Origin of the sequence: Streptomyces sp. NPDC005866 (genome assembly GCF_040629895.1) — a bacterium.
GTDB lineage: Bacteria > Actinomycetota > Actinomycetes > Streptomycetales > Streptomycetaceae > Streptomyces.
Genome location: NZ_JBEXWP010000001.1, coordinates 183,628 through 196,972, shown reverse-complemented (window position 1 = coordinate 196,972; position 13,345 = coordinate 183,628). Strand labels below are relative to the sequence as shown.

Below are 13,345 nucleotides of genomic sequence, written 5' to 3'. Positions count from 1 at the left end.
CGCTTCACAAGGTGATGGACAGCGGGAATCAAGGCTACGCCTCCAAGACCGCGAAGGTCAGGTCGGGCCGGTTCATCGTCGTGTAAGTCACATCGGAAACTGTGTTTCGGGGCTTGAAATGGCGGGAAACAAGCGTAGTTCCGCCGGGAGAGGACCCGATCGGGCATGGCTCCGCCACGCCGGTGATCACCTCACTTCGACCCGCGTCGCGACGTGCGCGGACGCCGAGGCCTGATCACACGTGTCCGGCTGCGCGGACGCCCGCGCGGACCACAGGTGGATCTTGAGGCTCCGGATCGAACTTTACGTCAACTTGGCACGGATGAAAGCCCTGGGAGGGTGACGATAATCCTGCAACCACCCTCGGATTCGGCCACGCCTATCCGGCCGCCGTGCAGATCCACCGCCCACCGGGCGATCGCCAGACCCAGCCCGGTGCCGCCGTCGCTGCCCGGCCCGTGCGGACGCCGTACGGCTCCCCGGTTGAAACGCTCGAAGACGCGGTGCCACTCCGAGCGCGGAATGCCGGGGCCCTCGTCCAGGACCTCCAGCTCCAGCGACTCCGGCCGCGGCCCGCGCCGCGCCTTCACGGTCACCCGGCCGTGCGGCGGGCTGTGCTTGACCGCGTTGTCGATGAGGTTCGCCATGACCTGGTGGATGCGCTCCGGGTCGGCGTGCGCGGTCAGCTCCGGCGGGGAGACGTCCAGATGCAGATGGACGTCCGTGCGGGTGTGGCTGCCGGAGTTCGAGGCCAGGCCGCGCGCCCCGGCGACCATGTTGGCCTCCTTCAGCACGCCCGAGAGGTACGGCCACACCTCGAAGCGGCGCTGCCGCAGCGGTACGACGCCGTTGTCGAGGCGGGAGAGGTCCAGCAGGGTCTCCACAAGGCGTCCGAGGCGCTCGGTCTGCTTCAGGGCCGTGCGCATGGTCTCGGTGTCCGGCTCGGCGATGCCGTCGACGACGTTCTCCAGCACGGCCCGCAGGCCCGCGATGGGCGTGCGCAGCTCGTGCGAGACGTTCGCCACCAGCTCCTTGCGCTGGTGGTCCTGGGCCTCCAGCTCGTCGGCCATGACATTGATCGTCTCGGCCAGGTCGCCCAGCTCGTCCCGCCGGTTCTCGCGCACCCGGCGTGTGTAGTCGCCCTGCGAGATGGACCGGGCCACCGCGTTCATGTCGTCCAGCGGCGCGGTGAGCGAATGCGCCACGAACTGCGTTATCAGCAGTGTGGCGATCATCGAGAAGACCGTGATGAAGCGCAGCTCCGTCTTGGTGTGCACCGCGATCATCGACAGACCCGTGGTGATCAGGACCGAGACGACGACCAGGGCGCCGAGCTTGGTCTTGATCGAGAACGGGCGTACGGCACCCCAGGGCTCTTCCTCGGGGCCTCTCGGTCCGGCCGGCCCGGCGCTCATGGCGTCGGTGTCTCCAGCGCGTAGCCCACACCGTGCACGGTGCGGATCCGCTCGGCGCCGATCTTCCGCCGCAGCGCCTTGATGTGGCTGTCGACGGTCCGGGTGCCGGAGGCGTCCGCCCAGTCCCACACCTCGGCGAGCAGCTGCTCGCGGGAGAGCACCGCGCGCGGGGTGTTGGCCAGGCACACCAGCAGGTCGAACTCGGTCGGCGTGAGGTGCACGTCCTCGCTGCGCACCCGCACCCGGCGCTGCGCGTGGTCGATCTCCAGCTCGCCGAGGCGCAGGATGCCGGACCGGGGGGTGGAGGCCGCGATGGCCGCCCGCTCCACCCGGCGCAGCAGGACGTGCACCCGGGCCGCCAGCTCCCGCATGGAGAACGGCTTGGTCATGTAGTCGTCGGCGCCGACCCCGAGGCCGACCAGCATGTCGGTCTCGTCGTCCCGCGCGGTGAGCATCAGCACCGGCACCGGCCGCTGGGCCTGCACCCGCCGGCAGACCTCCAGACCGTCGAAGCCGGGCAGCATGATGTCGAGGATCAGCAGATCGGGCTGCCAGGCCTCGGCGGTGTCGACGGCGGCCGGGCCGTCGCCCGCTGTTTGCACGAGAAATCCCTCGGCGCGCAGGCGGGCCGCGATGGCGTCGACGATCGTGGGGTCGTCCTCGACGACCAGAACCCGGCGCTGAGCGCCCGGAGTCGCCGCCGCCGTGCCGTTGTGGGAGGTGTGTGTCTGCTCCATCGCCCGCCCCTGTGTGCTTTCCGGAACCAGTGGGGTGATCCCATGACTGCGATTGACGCTTGAATGATCCGCGTCAGGGATGCACATTACGGGGACAGGAGGCGCACCCGCTATCCAGGGCGGACGGCAAGGTGAACGACGTCCGGAACGCCCCGGGCAACCGGGATCTCTTCGGTACGCACCTGTTTGAACCCGGCATTCCACAAGGTTTCTTCGAATTCCGCAGAGGGCTGCGCCGACCATACGGCGAGTACCCCGCCCGGTCTCAACACCCTTGCGCAGCTTGCGAGTCCGGCCGGCGAATAGAGGCCCTCGTTCTCCTCGTCGACGGTCCAGCCGGGCCCGTTGTCGATGTCCAGGCACAGCGCGTCGAATGTGTCGGAAGTCTCATTGACGTACGCGACGAGATCGTCCTCGACGAGCGCCGTGCGCGGATCGGCGAACGCGCGCGCGGAGAGAAAGGACAGCGGGCCGTCCCGGTGCCAGTCGACGATCGCCGGCTCCCGTTCGACGACCGTGATCCGCCCCCAACGGGGATCCCGCGCGGCGTGCGCGAGCGAGAAGCCGACACCGAGCCCGCCGATCAGCACCGCCGGCTCCGCCCGGCCGTCCAGGGCCTCCCGGGCGGCGTCCATGAGCAACCGCTCCGAGCGTCCGTCGGAGGTGTCCATCAGGAAGCAGCCGTTGGCGATGATCTGCAGCAGCCCGCCGTGTCTGCGCAGGACGACCTCGCCGTACGGCCCTTCGCGCCGGTCCAGGACAACGGGGCGACCGCGGTCCAGGGTCGCGGGACTGCTGTCGTGCGTGGAGGCCGCGCTAGTCATGACCGCCATCCTGCCCCCAACAGGGCTTTGCGGCCACGCGAATTACGGGTGTCGGTCGGTCGCACGGGCGTCACTCGTTCGAGGGGCCGCCCGGCGCTTCGTGCCGGGCCGTGGCTGGAGGTGGCTCATAGGGTTCCTCCCGCCCCCTCATGGTTCTTCAGAAAATCCTGTGAATCGCTCCCCGCGTGGCCTCGGTCATAGACAGCGACTTGTGGGACGGCGAAGGGTGGAGCGAAACGGAAGGAGCGCCTCACCGTGGAACGGACCGCGAGGGCCGCATCAACGCCCACGCCCGAGCCTCTCCCGGTCGCTTCGCCCGGCCCCTTCCCGGCCGCCTCAGCGAGGCCTCTTCCGACGGCTTCGCCCGCTCCTCCTCCGGCCGCTTCGCCGGGCTCCCTCCCGCATCTCTCGCCGGGGCCTCTTCCGGCCGCTTCGCCGGGGCTTCTTCCGGCCTCCTCGCTCGGCCGCCTTCCGGCCTCCTCGCCCGGGAGCCTCTCGGCCGCCTCACCGGGGCCTCTTCCGGCCGCCTCGCCCGCTCCTCCTCCGGCCGCTCCGCCGGGCTCTCTCCCGGCTCCCTCGCCCGGGCGCCTTCCGGCGGCTTCGTCGGGACCTCTTCCGGCCGGGGAGGTAGCCGCTCTGCTGGATGGTGTGCCGCGGCAGCGTGGTCCGGTCGCGGGTCCCCTCACCAAGATCCCGCGCCCCGCCCCGCGCGTCCGGCCCTGGCGCCTGCTTCCCACCCCCGCCGGCACCCCGGTCACCTTCGCCTACACGGCGATCCTCGCCCTCACCTCGCTCTTCGCCGACTACGCCAGCCCCGGCCTCCTGCACGCCATCTACCAGGACTCCAGCACCGACGTCGCCCACCTCCTGCGCACCCCGGTCTTCGTCCTGCTGGCGAGCGCGCTGTGGGTCGCGGGCGGTCTTCTCTCCCCGTACGCCCTCGCCTTCATGCTCGTCCTGACCGCGCTGGAACGGCGGATAGGGGGCGCCCGGGCGATCCTCGTCTTCCTCGCGGGCCACGTGCTGGCCACCCTTGCCACCGAGGTCCCGGTCGGCCTCGCGGTCCTCGTCGGCGACCTCCCCGGCACCTCCCTGCACCGCCTCGACTACGGCATCAGCTTCGGTGTGGCCGCCAGCATCGGTGCACTTTCCGGCCTGCTCACCCCCTGGCTGCGCTGGCCCCTGCTCGCCCTGGTCGGCTACAGCCTGCTCACGGACCTCATCGCCTTCGAGGACCCGATCACCGACTGGGGCCATCTGATCTCGCTGGCGATCGGGACGGGACTCTGGCCGGTGGTACGGCGCTGGTACCGGGAGCGGCACCAGGCTGAGGTCCCGGCCGGTATCACCGCCGCGTGACGCAGCGGATCAGGCGTGGCGCGCCGCCGCCAGGCCCTTCGCCAGTTCCGGTATGCCCAGGGTCTGTTCCTGCTTCCGGGTCGTGCCGTGCAGGCGGTCGGTGAGCTGGTACGGGTCGGCGGCCAGGTCGTAGGACTCGCGGAAGAGGACCTCGCCGTCGCCCGGCACGGGCCCACGTGTGGATCGGCTCCTGGTCCCGTGCCGGTTCCCCCACCACTCGGCGAGGAGGTGGGTGCGGTCGTTGCGGGTGTCCAGGAGCGAGTGGCCGTCGCGCGGGGTGTCCGGGGTGATGCCGGCCGCGTCGTGACCTGCCGTACGGCACGCCGGTCACACCTGCGGTGGCTCGTGGATCCGGGTGTCCTCGACCAGGTCGCCGTTGTCCGGGAGCAGGAAGCCGCACAGGCGGTCCAGCGGGGTGTAGGCCGGGCGGGCGTCCTCCTCGATGCCGTCCGGGTCGGGGAAGTCCTCCAGCCTGTCGAACGGCTGGATGACGAAGGCGTGGACGGGTGGGGTGGCGGTGAGGGAGTCGGGGTGCCACTGCCAGACCGAGCCGTAATGCCGGTTGTGGACCTCTCCCACGTACCAGGAGGCGACTTGAAGGAAGTCGCTGTCCTGGTCGGCGCCGGCCCGTGCGCAGCTGCCGTCGTAAGCCGTGCGCACCAGGTCCTGGAGGCGGGCGAGGGACTCGACGGTGAAGTCCCAGCCGCCGCCGTGCCGTTCGCTCCAGGCGGGGAACCGCTCCCGCATCGACTCCAGCCAGCCGTTCAGCAGCGGATTGTCCGACCGTAGCCGGTCCAGCTCCCGAAGGCTCTCGTACTCCTCGTCCGTCATAGCCACCGACGGTAAGCCCGACCACGCGTGTGCCTGTAAGGAACCTGTGAGGAAACGGGGTCGACTGTGGGACACGTCGAGGATTCCCCCTTTGCCGGCCCACGGCAGTCCCTAGTGTGGGGCCGCTCTGTGGCGCCACTCACTGCACGGGGGCCCGTGGCGCCGCATGAGTTCTGCCCCGCTGGGCCCCCAGGGGGAAACGCAAACCGTGATGTCGTTCATACGAAGGGGACACAGGCGCCCTCCACGGCGCACCGCATTCGCGCTCGCGTGTGCCTCGGTCCTGGCCGTCACCGGCCTGGCCGGGCTGACCACCGCACACGCCGCCCCGGCAGCAAAGCCACTGGACCCGGGCAAGCGCTGCGACGAGATGTACGGCATATCCAGCGGCACCCGGCCCAGAGTCGACCTGCCGCAATACGACGCCTCGCGCGCGACCGCGCAGCAGGACACCTACGAGTACGTCAACCCGGGCAGACAGTGGGACGGTCTCCAGGCGCCGTCCCAGGCGGACGTCGACCGGCTGAGCGGGCTGGCCACACAGCCGCCCAAGTCCAAGCCGGTCGACCGGATCTGGTGGACCTGGCTCCAGGCCCGGAAGAAGAGCCCCGCCACCTGGGCGGACTTCACCGACTGGCGGGACGCCAAGTACATCCCCAACTCCGGCAACTATCCGCGCGGTTACGCCTTCGAGCGGAAGGTGGTCCAGGACCACGGGCTGGTCGGCCCGGACTGGATCTGCCAGAAGGAGGTGGAGTTCAAGGACCCCGAGACCGGCAAGACCTACCGGCGCAAGCTCGACGCCTACAACGCGCGGACCAGGCAGATCCTGGAGATCAAGTCCAACGGCTCCCCGGAGGCCGTGCAGAAGCCCAAGGACCTCGCCTGGGCCAAGGACCCGGCATGGAAGGACTCCAAGCTCAAGTACGTCTTCGCCGAGCCGCAGAAGACCGACGCGAAGAACTTCCTCAGCCAGCTGCGGCAGAGCGCCGGCGCGAACCGGGTCACCGAGTACAACTACCTCTCTGACCGGGTGGAGCTCGCCCCGAAGGGCGGTCAGCGGGCCACCAGCGGTCTGCTGCAGCCGCCCGGTCAGTCCGGCACCAGCCGCGGCGGCGCCACCGACCTCATCCGCCAGTCGCGGCCTACTCCGGCGGACATGGCGAAGCAGCTGGAGCGGGTCAGGCTGGCCAACCCCGGCGGCCTGCCGCGCGGCGTGGGCGGCGTCGACTTCTCCACCCTGGACCTGAAGTACATCGGCAAGCCGGTCAAGGGCAAGGGCGTCGACTTCGCGTTCAGCGCCCAGGAGGACCCCGCCGAGCAGCACGGCTCGGGAGGCCAGACCAAGGCCCAGCTCGTCTCCGACGCCTTCTTCACCTGGCTCGCCCTGACTCCGGACAAGTTCTGGGTCAATCTCAACCCGGACCAGCCCGACCGGATCATGGACGCCAAGTTCGGCAAGACCGATGCCGGGCGGGTGCTCCTTGAGGCCGACCTCCAGATGAAGCACGACTTCTACGCGGCCATGGACCCCAAGACCGACCTCGGCAAGGAGTTCTGGGCCGAACTGCCGAAGCAGAACGGCTACCCCTGCCTGCCGGGCCTGCGCAACTGGATCGAACCCAAGACCGCGCAGGTCCGCGAGCAGAACGGGGGCATCTACATCCTCGACACCCCGCTGGCCCTGAAGTCGACCGCCCAGACCACGGTCACCCCCGGTCCGGGCACCCCGATCTGCACCCCGGACGAGGCCGAGACCAAGGCGGCCCAGCGCGTCGTCGACCGGCTGATCGTCCCCGCCGTCGAGAAGACCGTCAACACCGCGCCGCAGTACGCTGACCTGCGGCGCGTCTACACCGCCCGGGTCGCCGCCGAGTACATCCGGCAGCAGGACGCCCGGCAGCCCACGGACTACCACGGGATCATCAACAGCGGCGATGTCTCCCGCTGGCCGCTGCGCGCCCCCAACCAGAACTGGACGCGCGAGGCCCTGTTCCAGAAGTACCGGTACATCTACACCCACGGTGAGTTCCAGTACGACGTCCCGGCGAACGGCACCGTACAGGTCTATCTCGTGGGCGGTGTCGACCTGTCCAAGCAGCCCAAGCACAACGTCAGCGCGGTCCGCTTCACCGCCCAGCACCGCTATCTGCCCCGGCAGACGCAGACCAGCGTGAAGACCTACGCCGACAGCACCGACGTGACCGGACAGGTTCTCCTCGGCGGCAACACTCAGGCCGACGACACCGGCGGCGGGCAGCCGACGCCGACCCCGACTCCGACGCACAGCTCCAAGCCAACCCCCTCCCCGAGCCACAACGGTGGCGGCGGCACCTCCACCCCGACCCCCACCGCCGGGGCCACTGCCCCCGGGACGCCCGCACCCGCCGAGCCCGGCGGCGACCTCGCCCACACCGGCAACGAGACACCGATCGGCCTGTTCAGCGGCATCGCCGCCGCTGTCGTGGCGGCCGGCGCGGTCCTGGTCTGGTGGATGCGCCGGCGCAGGACCGCCCAGGAGTAGGCAACCGGGAAAGCAAGAGGAACATCAGAGGGCCCGTGCGCGCTGTCCGCGTACGGGCCCTCTCGTCTCGATCCCGCGTACGACCCGCTTCGTGTCGATCGCTCAGAGCGAACGCCACCCGGGAACATTCCGAGGCTCACGTGCATTGAGTCGGCATAGCTCAAGTTCAATGCCGAAGGGGAGATCATGGCTTCGACGTCCGCATCACTCACCCTCCCTGTGCTGCCGCTCGACGGCGAGGTCGTGCTGCCTGGGATGGTGGTCCCGCTGGACCTGAAGGACCCCGATGTACGCGCCGCTGTGGAAGCGGCACAGGCCGCCGCCCGTACCGAGCCCGGCAAGCCCAGGGTGCTGCTGGTGCCGCGGATCGACGGGACCTACCCCGGCACCGGTGTGCTCGGCACCGTGGAGCAGGTCGGCCGGCTCGCCGACGGTGACCCCGGCGCACTGATCCGCGGCCGTTACCGCGTCCGCATCGGCGCCGGTACCACCGGCCCGGGTGCCGCCCTGTGGGTGGAGGGCACCCGCATCGAGGAGAACGTCCCGGACCCGGTGCCCGGTCATGTCACCGAACTGGTCAAGGAGTACAAGGCCCTCGCCACCGCCTGGCTGCGCAAGCGCGGCGCCTGGCAGGTCGTAGACCGTGTGCAGGCCATCGACGACGTCTCCGCGCTCGCCGACAACTCCGGTTACTCGCCCTTCCTGACCACCGAGCAGAAGGTCGAACTCCTTGAGACCGCCGACCCGGTCGCCCGGCTGAAGCTCGCCACCCAGCAGTTGCGCGACCATCTCGCCGAGCAGGACGTGGCCGAGACCATCGCCAAGGACGTCCAGGAGGGCGTCGACAAGCAGCAGCGCGAGTTCCTGCTCCGCCGCCAGCTCGAAGCCGTCCGCAAGGAGCTGCGCGAGCTGAACGGCGAGAACTCCAAGGATTCGGCCGAGGAGTCCGACGACTACCGCGCCCGCGTCGAGGCCGCCGATCTGCCCGAGAAGGTGCGGGAAGCGGCGTTGAAGGAGGTCGACAAGCTGGAGCGGTCCAGCGACCAGTCGCCCGAGGGCTCGTGGATCCGTACCTGGCTGGACACCGTCCTCGAACTTCCGTGGAACGAGCGGACCGAGGACGTGTACGACATCCAGGGCGCCAAGGCGATCCTGGACGCCGAGCACGCCGGCCTTGAGGACGTGAAGGAGCGGATCACCGAGTACCTGGCGGTGCGCAAGCGCCGTAGCGACCGGGGGCTCGGGGTCATCGGCGGCCGCCGTGGCGGTGCCGTCCTCGCCCTCGTCGGCCCGCCCGGTGTCGGCAAGACCAGCCTCGGGGAGTCGGTCGCCCACGCCATGGGCCGCAAGTTCGTCCGCGTCGCCCTCGGCGGCGTCCGTGACGAGGCCGAGATCCGCGGTCACCGCCGTACGTACGTGGGTGCGCTGCCCGGCCGGATCGTCCGCGCCGTCAAGGAGGCCGGTTCGATGAACCCGGTCGTCCTCCTCGACGAGATCGACAAGGTGGGGTCCGACTTCCGGGGCGACCCGGCGGCCGCCCTGCTCGAAGTCCTGGACCCGGCGCAGAACCACACCTTCCGCGACCACTACCTGGAAGTCGAACTCGACCTGTCCGACGTCGTCTTCCTCGCCACCGCCAACGTCCTGGAGGCCATCCCGGAGGCCCTGCTCGACCGTATGGAGCTGGTCCGCCTGGACGGTTACACAGAGGACGAGAAGGTCGTCATCGCCCGTGACCACCTGCTCCCGCGCCAGCTGGAGCGGGCCGGTATCGACCAGGGTGAGGTCGTCCTCGACGAGAGCGCGCTGCGCAAGCTCGCCGGCGAGTACACGCGCGAGGCGGGCGTCCGCACCCTGGAGCGGTCGATCGCCCGGCTGCTGCGCAAGGTCGCGGCCCAGCACGAACTGGGCGAGCGGAAGCTGCCGTTCACGATCAGGGACGAGGACCTGCGCGCCCTGATCGGCCGGCCGCACCACGTGCCCGAGTCCGCCCAGGACCCGGCCGAACGCCGTACGGCGGTCCCGGGCGTGGCGACGGGGCTCGCGGTCACCGGCGCCGGCGGAGACGTCCTCTTCGTCGAGGCGTCCCTCGCCGACCCGGAGACGGGCGCGGCGGGGCTGACCCTCACCGGTCAGCTGGGCGATGTCATGAAGGAGTCGGCCCGGATCGCCCTGTCCTTCCTCCGCTCCCACGGCGCCGAACTGGAACTCCCAGTGGGCGACCTGAAGGACCGGGGCGTGCACATCCACTTCCCGGCGGGCGCGGTCCCGAAGGACGGCCCGAGCGCCGGCGTCACCATGACGACGGCCCTCGCGTCCCTCCTGTCGGGCCGTCTGGTCCGCACGGACGTGGCGATGACCGGTGAGGTCTCGCTGACCGGCCGGGTCCTGCCCATCGGCGGCGTGAAGCAGAAGCTGCTCGCCGCCCAGCGCGCCGGGGTGACGACCGTCATCATCCCCAAGCGCAACGAAGCCGACCTGGACGACGTCCCGGCGGAGGTGCTGGACAAGCTCGACGTCCACGCCGTCACCGACGTCCGCCAGGTCCTGGAGCTGGCGCTCGCGCCCGCCACGAACGGCGCGTCGCCGGAGGTTCCGGTAGCGGCGTGACGGACGCTGCCGGATGAAGAAGGCCCGGGCCCCCGCGAGGAGGCCCGGGCCTTCGCCCTGTGCCGGCCGGTCAGCCGTTGGCGAGTGCGACGACCCGGTCCAGGGCGCCGTTGAACCTGTCGTGGTCCCCGACGGTGGGACCGGACGAGGTGTACTGCCACATCGTGTAGTAGGACCATCCGGCCGGCAGCGTCCCGACGTCCGAGGCGTACCGGGCGATCCACAGCGGGTTGCTGGCGGCGAAGCCGCCGTAGTTGCCGGTGCAGTCGGTCCACCAGCTGGTGGCCGTGTAGATGACGGCGTCCCGGCCCGTCCGTGCCTTGTACGTGTTCAGGAAGTCGGCGATCCAGCTGACCATCCCGCTCGCCGATTTGCCGTAGCACGCTGCGCCGTACGGGTTCCACTCGATGTCGAGGGCGCCGGGGAGGGTCTTGCCGTCCTTGGACCAGCCGCCGCCGTGGTCGACGAAGTAGTTGGCCTGGGTGGCGCCGCTCGTGGTGTCAGGGGTCGCGAAGTGGTAGGCGCCACGGACCATGCCTACGTTGTAGGAGCCGTTGTACTGCGGGGCGAAGTAGGGGTTCGTGTAGTAGGTGCCTTCCGTGGCCTTGGTGTAGGCCCATCTGACCCCGCTGTTCCACAGGGTCGACCAGGCGACGTTGCCCTGGTAGCCGGAGACGTCGACGCCCTCGGTCTGGGTGGCGTCGCCGCTTTTGGGCCTACCGCTCTGACCGTCGTGGGCCAGGACGCCCATGCCCATGTACGCCGAACCGCGGGCGGGGGAGCCCGTGTCGGCGTGGGCCGGGGTCAGGGAGATCGCCGCGAGCAGCAGCGCGAGCAGTGCGGTGAGGAGAGTGGGGGCGGGTCTGTGCAAGGGCATGACGTGCCTCCGTGGGTGAGGTGGGGTCCCAGATATGCCAGAGACGGTCGGCAAGAGGGGCGCGACACGACGCTGGGTCACACGGCACGACGCCAATCGCTGGCGTGGGCATGCCATCGATTGCCTGCCAATGACGCTACGCACGTAGAAGGCGCCGGGGAAGGGGGTCCGGAGGCTGCCGTTGGTCTACGCCTGCGAAATACTGGGCGAGCTGCGGCGATGACGGGGTTTGACGGAAACTTTCAGGACTGCGAAACCGATCAGGGGTGCTGACGTGCACGAGGACGAAAAGGGCGACGAACAGCGCGCCGCCGCCGGTTTGACGCCAAGTGGTGCAGACCAGGAATTCCTAACTCTGGAACGCGAGTTGACGGTTCTGCTGCGGCGCGCCCGGGCCAACCAGGGGGAGATGGCCCGCGAGGTCCACCCCGACCTGGAGTCCGCCGCGTACGGTCTGCTCGTCCGGCTCGACGAGTGCGGCGGCCAGCGCGCCACCGAACTGGCCGCCTACATCGGTGTCGGCAAGGCCACCATGTCCCGCCAGCTGCGGGCCCTGGAGGAGCTCGGGCTGATCGCCCGCGAGCCCGACCCGGCCGACGGACGGGCCTGGCTGGTGGCTCTCACCGACGAGGGCCGGCGCCGGGTCGGCACGGTCCGCGAGGCGCGCCGCGGCCGTTACGTCAGCCAGCTCGCCCACTGGCCCCGCCGGGAGGTCGCCGAACTGGCCCGCCTCCTCCACCAGCTGAACGGCGTCATGGAGAAGTAGCCCCACCAGCCTCCCCCGGCCGAGGGTCACCCCCGGAAAGGGCGCTGGGAAAGACCTCGGCAGGGGGGAAGCGTCCCTGTGGAGGGCTTCTTCTGGGCAGGTTGGGCAGAGGCGTCCGGCGGAGGGCGCGCGGCAGGGGCTTCCGGCAGACGCTTCCGGGCGGAGAGGGCTGCCGGCGGAGGGCCTTGCGGGCGGAGTGCTCCCAGGTAGCGGGCTATCGGCAAAGGCCTCCCGGGCGGGGTGCTTGCGTCAAGGGCTCCTGGCGGAGGGCTTCCGGCAGAGGGCTGTCGGCAGGGGCCTCCCCGGCACGGGCCTTGCGGCAGAGAGTTTCCGGTAGGGCCTCCCGGCGGAGGCCCCCGGCAGTGGGCTGTAGCACGGGGCCTCCCGACAGAGTGGCTGTCGGTGGACGCCTACGGCGCGGAGAGTTCCCGGCAGGAGGTCTCCGGAGCCGACGGGCTCCTCACAGTTCGACGTACACCACCGTCGCGTCGTCGTGTGTCTTGCCCCGCCTCAGGAACGCCCGCTTCTCCCGGTCGGCCGCCTCCAGTTCCCGTACCCGGTCGACCAGCGCCCGCGCGCCCTCCTTGCGTACGACGTCGAAGAGGGCCGCCCAGTCTCCCTCGCGGAACTTCTCCGTCCAGCGGGTCGCACCGTCCGTGAGGGCGGCCAGGGCGCCGACCCGGTGCCGGGGCACGCTCCCGGTGACCGCGCGGGCCGCGACCGAGGGGTCGGCGGCGGCCGTGAAGAAGCCGCCCTCCTTGTTGCGGACCGTGGCGTCGGCGATCGCGTCCGAGGCCAGCGAGGTGCGGGGGACGCGGTCGAGCCGGTCGTCCAGGACCGGGGTGACCGTGCCGCCGGGGGAGCGGAGGAGCAGCGCGGAGTCGGACAGGACCAGGTACTCCACGGTCTCCTCGGACCAGCGGGTCAGGACGACCGTTGCCTGGGGCGTGCGCGGGTGAGAAAGGTCACAGGTGTCACCGTGTGCGACAGCAGTGCGGCGAATCGCCCGTTCGAGGACCTCCCGCAGCGTCAGATCTCGTCGCGAAACGGTCAGTTCGGTCAGCGCGCCACCCAGTCGCGCGGTGAACCAGGGGACGGAATGCAGACATCCGGTTCCGTCCTTCGGCGGGGTGACCCCGTCCAGGACGATGGCGCAACCTCCCTGTCCCGAGGCGGGAAGTCCGACACCGGCGAAGTCCTCGTTGGGGCGGTCGGGGGCGCCGGGTTCCGAAACGACTTCAGTACGCATTCGGCCAGTCTGCACGACCTCTTCACGATCTTCCCCAGGCTGGCAAGCGCCCGGGAATTCACGCGGTCTCGCAGGTCAGCCGCCTGTTTTGGGGTGGAATGGCGCACTCCGGGAAGGCGTGGTGGCGAATACTGCCAAAGCCTGTCGCCCGCG

11 protein-coding genes are annotated in these 13,345 nt (G+C 70.4%); 4 read left to right on the top strand and 7 right to left on the bottom strand.

The features are described from left to right. Window positions 1–308: 308 nt before the first annotated feature. From ABZ396_RS00950 to ABZ396_RS00940, 3 genes are all read right to left on the bottom strand, one after another. Window positions 309–1,415 (bottom strand): HAMP domain-containing sensor histidine kinase, encoded by a 1,107-nt coding sequence (locus ABZ396_RS00950; RefSeq protein WP_358925801.1) that lies wholly within the window; start codon window positions 1,413–1,415, stop codon window positions 309–311. Next, entirely contained in the window at window positions 1,412–2,152 is a 741-nt protein-coding gene (locus ABZ396_RS00945) for a response regulator transcription factor (protein ID WP_358925803.1), read from the bottom strand. Before ABZ396_RS00945 ends, ABZ396_RS00950 begins: the two co-directional genes overlap by 4 nt. A 110-nt stretch (window positions 2,153–2,262) precedes the next feature. After that, a complete protein-coding gene (locus ABZ396_RS00940) occupies window positions 2,263–2,976 on the bottom strand; it encodes a spermidine synthase (protein ID WP_358925805.1) in 714 nt (237 codons plus the stop codon). Between the two features lie 648 nt (window positions 2,977–3,624). On the opposite strand from ABZ396_RS00940, the gene ABZ396_RS00935 reads away from it, so the two are divergent. Beyond that, the gene (locus ABZ396_RS00935) at window positions 3,625–4,335 is read left to right on the top strand and encodes a rhomboid-like protein (RefSeq protein ID WP_358925806.1); all 711 of its coding nucleotides are present in this window, start codon (window positions 3,625–3,627) and stop codon (window positions 4,333–4,335) included. A 9-nt stretch (window positions 4,336–4,344) separates the two neighbouring features. Here the strand turns inward: ABZ396_RS00935 and ABZ396_RS00930 are convergent, their stop codons facing one another. Together ABZ396_RS00930 and ABZ396_RS00925 are read right to left on the bottom strand one after the other, a co-directional pair. Then, window positions 4,345–4,503 carry a hypothetical protein gene (locus tag ABZ396_RS00930; RefSeq protein WP_358925808.1) on the bottom strand — a complete coding sequence of 53 codons (159 nt, stop codon included), beginning with the start codon at window positions 4,501–4,503 and terminating at the stop codon, window positions 4,345–4,347. A 159-nt stretch (window positions 4,504–4,662) separates the two neighbouring features. Then, entirely contained in the window at window positions 4,663–5,166 is a 504-nt protein-coding gene (locus ABZ396_RS00925; protein ID WP_358925810.1) for a hypothetical protein, read from the bottom strand. A 211-nt stretch (window positions 5,167–5,377) separates the two neighbouring features. Here ABZ396_RS00925 and ABZ396_RS00920 point away from each other — a divergent pair, with 211 nt between their 5' ends. Beyond that, a complete protein-coding gene (locus ABZ396_RS00920) occupies window positions 5,378–7,690 on the top strand; it encodes a hypothetical protein (protein WP_358925812.1) in 2,313 nt (770 codons plus the stop codon). Between the two features lie 186 nt (window positions 7,691–7,876). Beyond that, window positions 7,877–10,300, top strand: a complete 2,424-nt coding sequence (lon, locus tag ABZ396_RS00915) for an endopeptidase La (protein ID WP_358925814.1) — start codon at window positions 7,877–7,879, stop codon at window positions 10,298–10,300. A gap of 70 nt (window positions 10,301–10,370) precedes the next feature. Here lon and ABZ396_RS00910 read toward each other — a convergent pair whose 3' ends face one another. Next, window positions 10,371–11,177, bottom strand: coding sequence for a lysozyme (locus ABZ396_RS00910; RefSeq protein WP_358925816.1), 807 nt, complete (start codon window positions 11,175–11,177; stop codon window positions 10,371–10,373). 274 nt (window positions 11,178–11,451) lie between these two features. On the opposite strand from ABZ396_RS00910, the gene ABZ396_RS00905 reads away from it, so the two are divergent. Then, a complete protein-coding gene (locus ABZ396_RS00905; RefSeq protein ID WP_358925818.1) occupies window positions 11,452–11,943 on the top strand; it encodes a MarR family transcriptional regulator in 492 nt (163 codons plus the stop codon). 460 nt (window positions 11,944–12,403) lie between these two features. Here ABZ396_RS00905 and ABZ396_RS00900 read toward each other — a convergent pair whose 3' ends face one another. Next, the gene (locus ABZ396_RS00900; protein ID WP_358925819.1) at window positions 12,404–13,192 is read right to left on the bottom strand and encodes a hypothetical protein; all 789 of its coding nucleotides are present in this window, start codon (window positions 13,190–13,192) and stop codon (window positions 12,404–12,406) included. Between the last annotated feature and the right edge of the window lie 153 nt (window positions 13,193–13,345).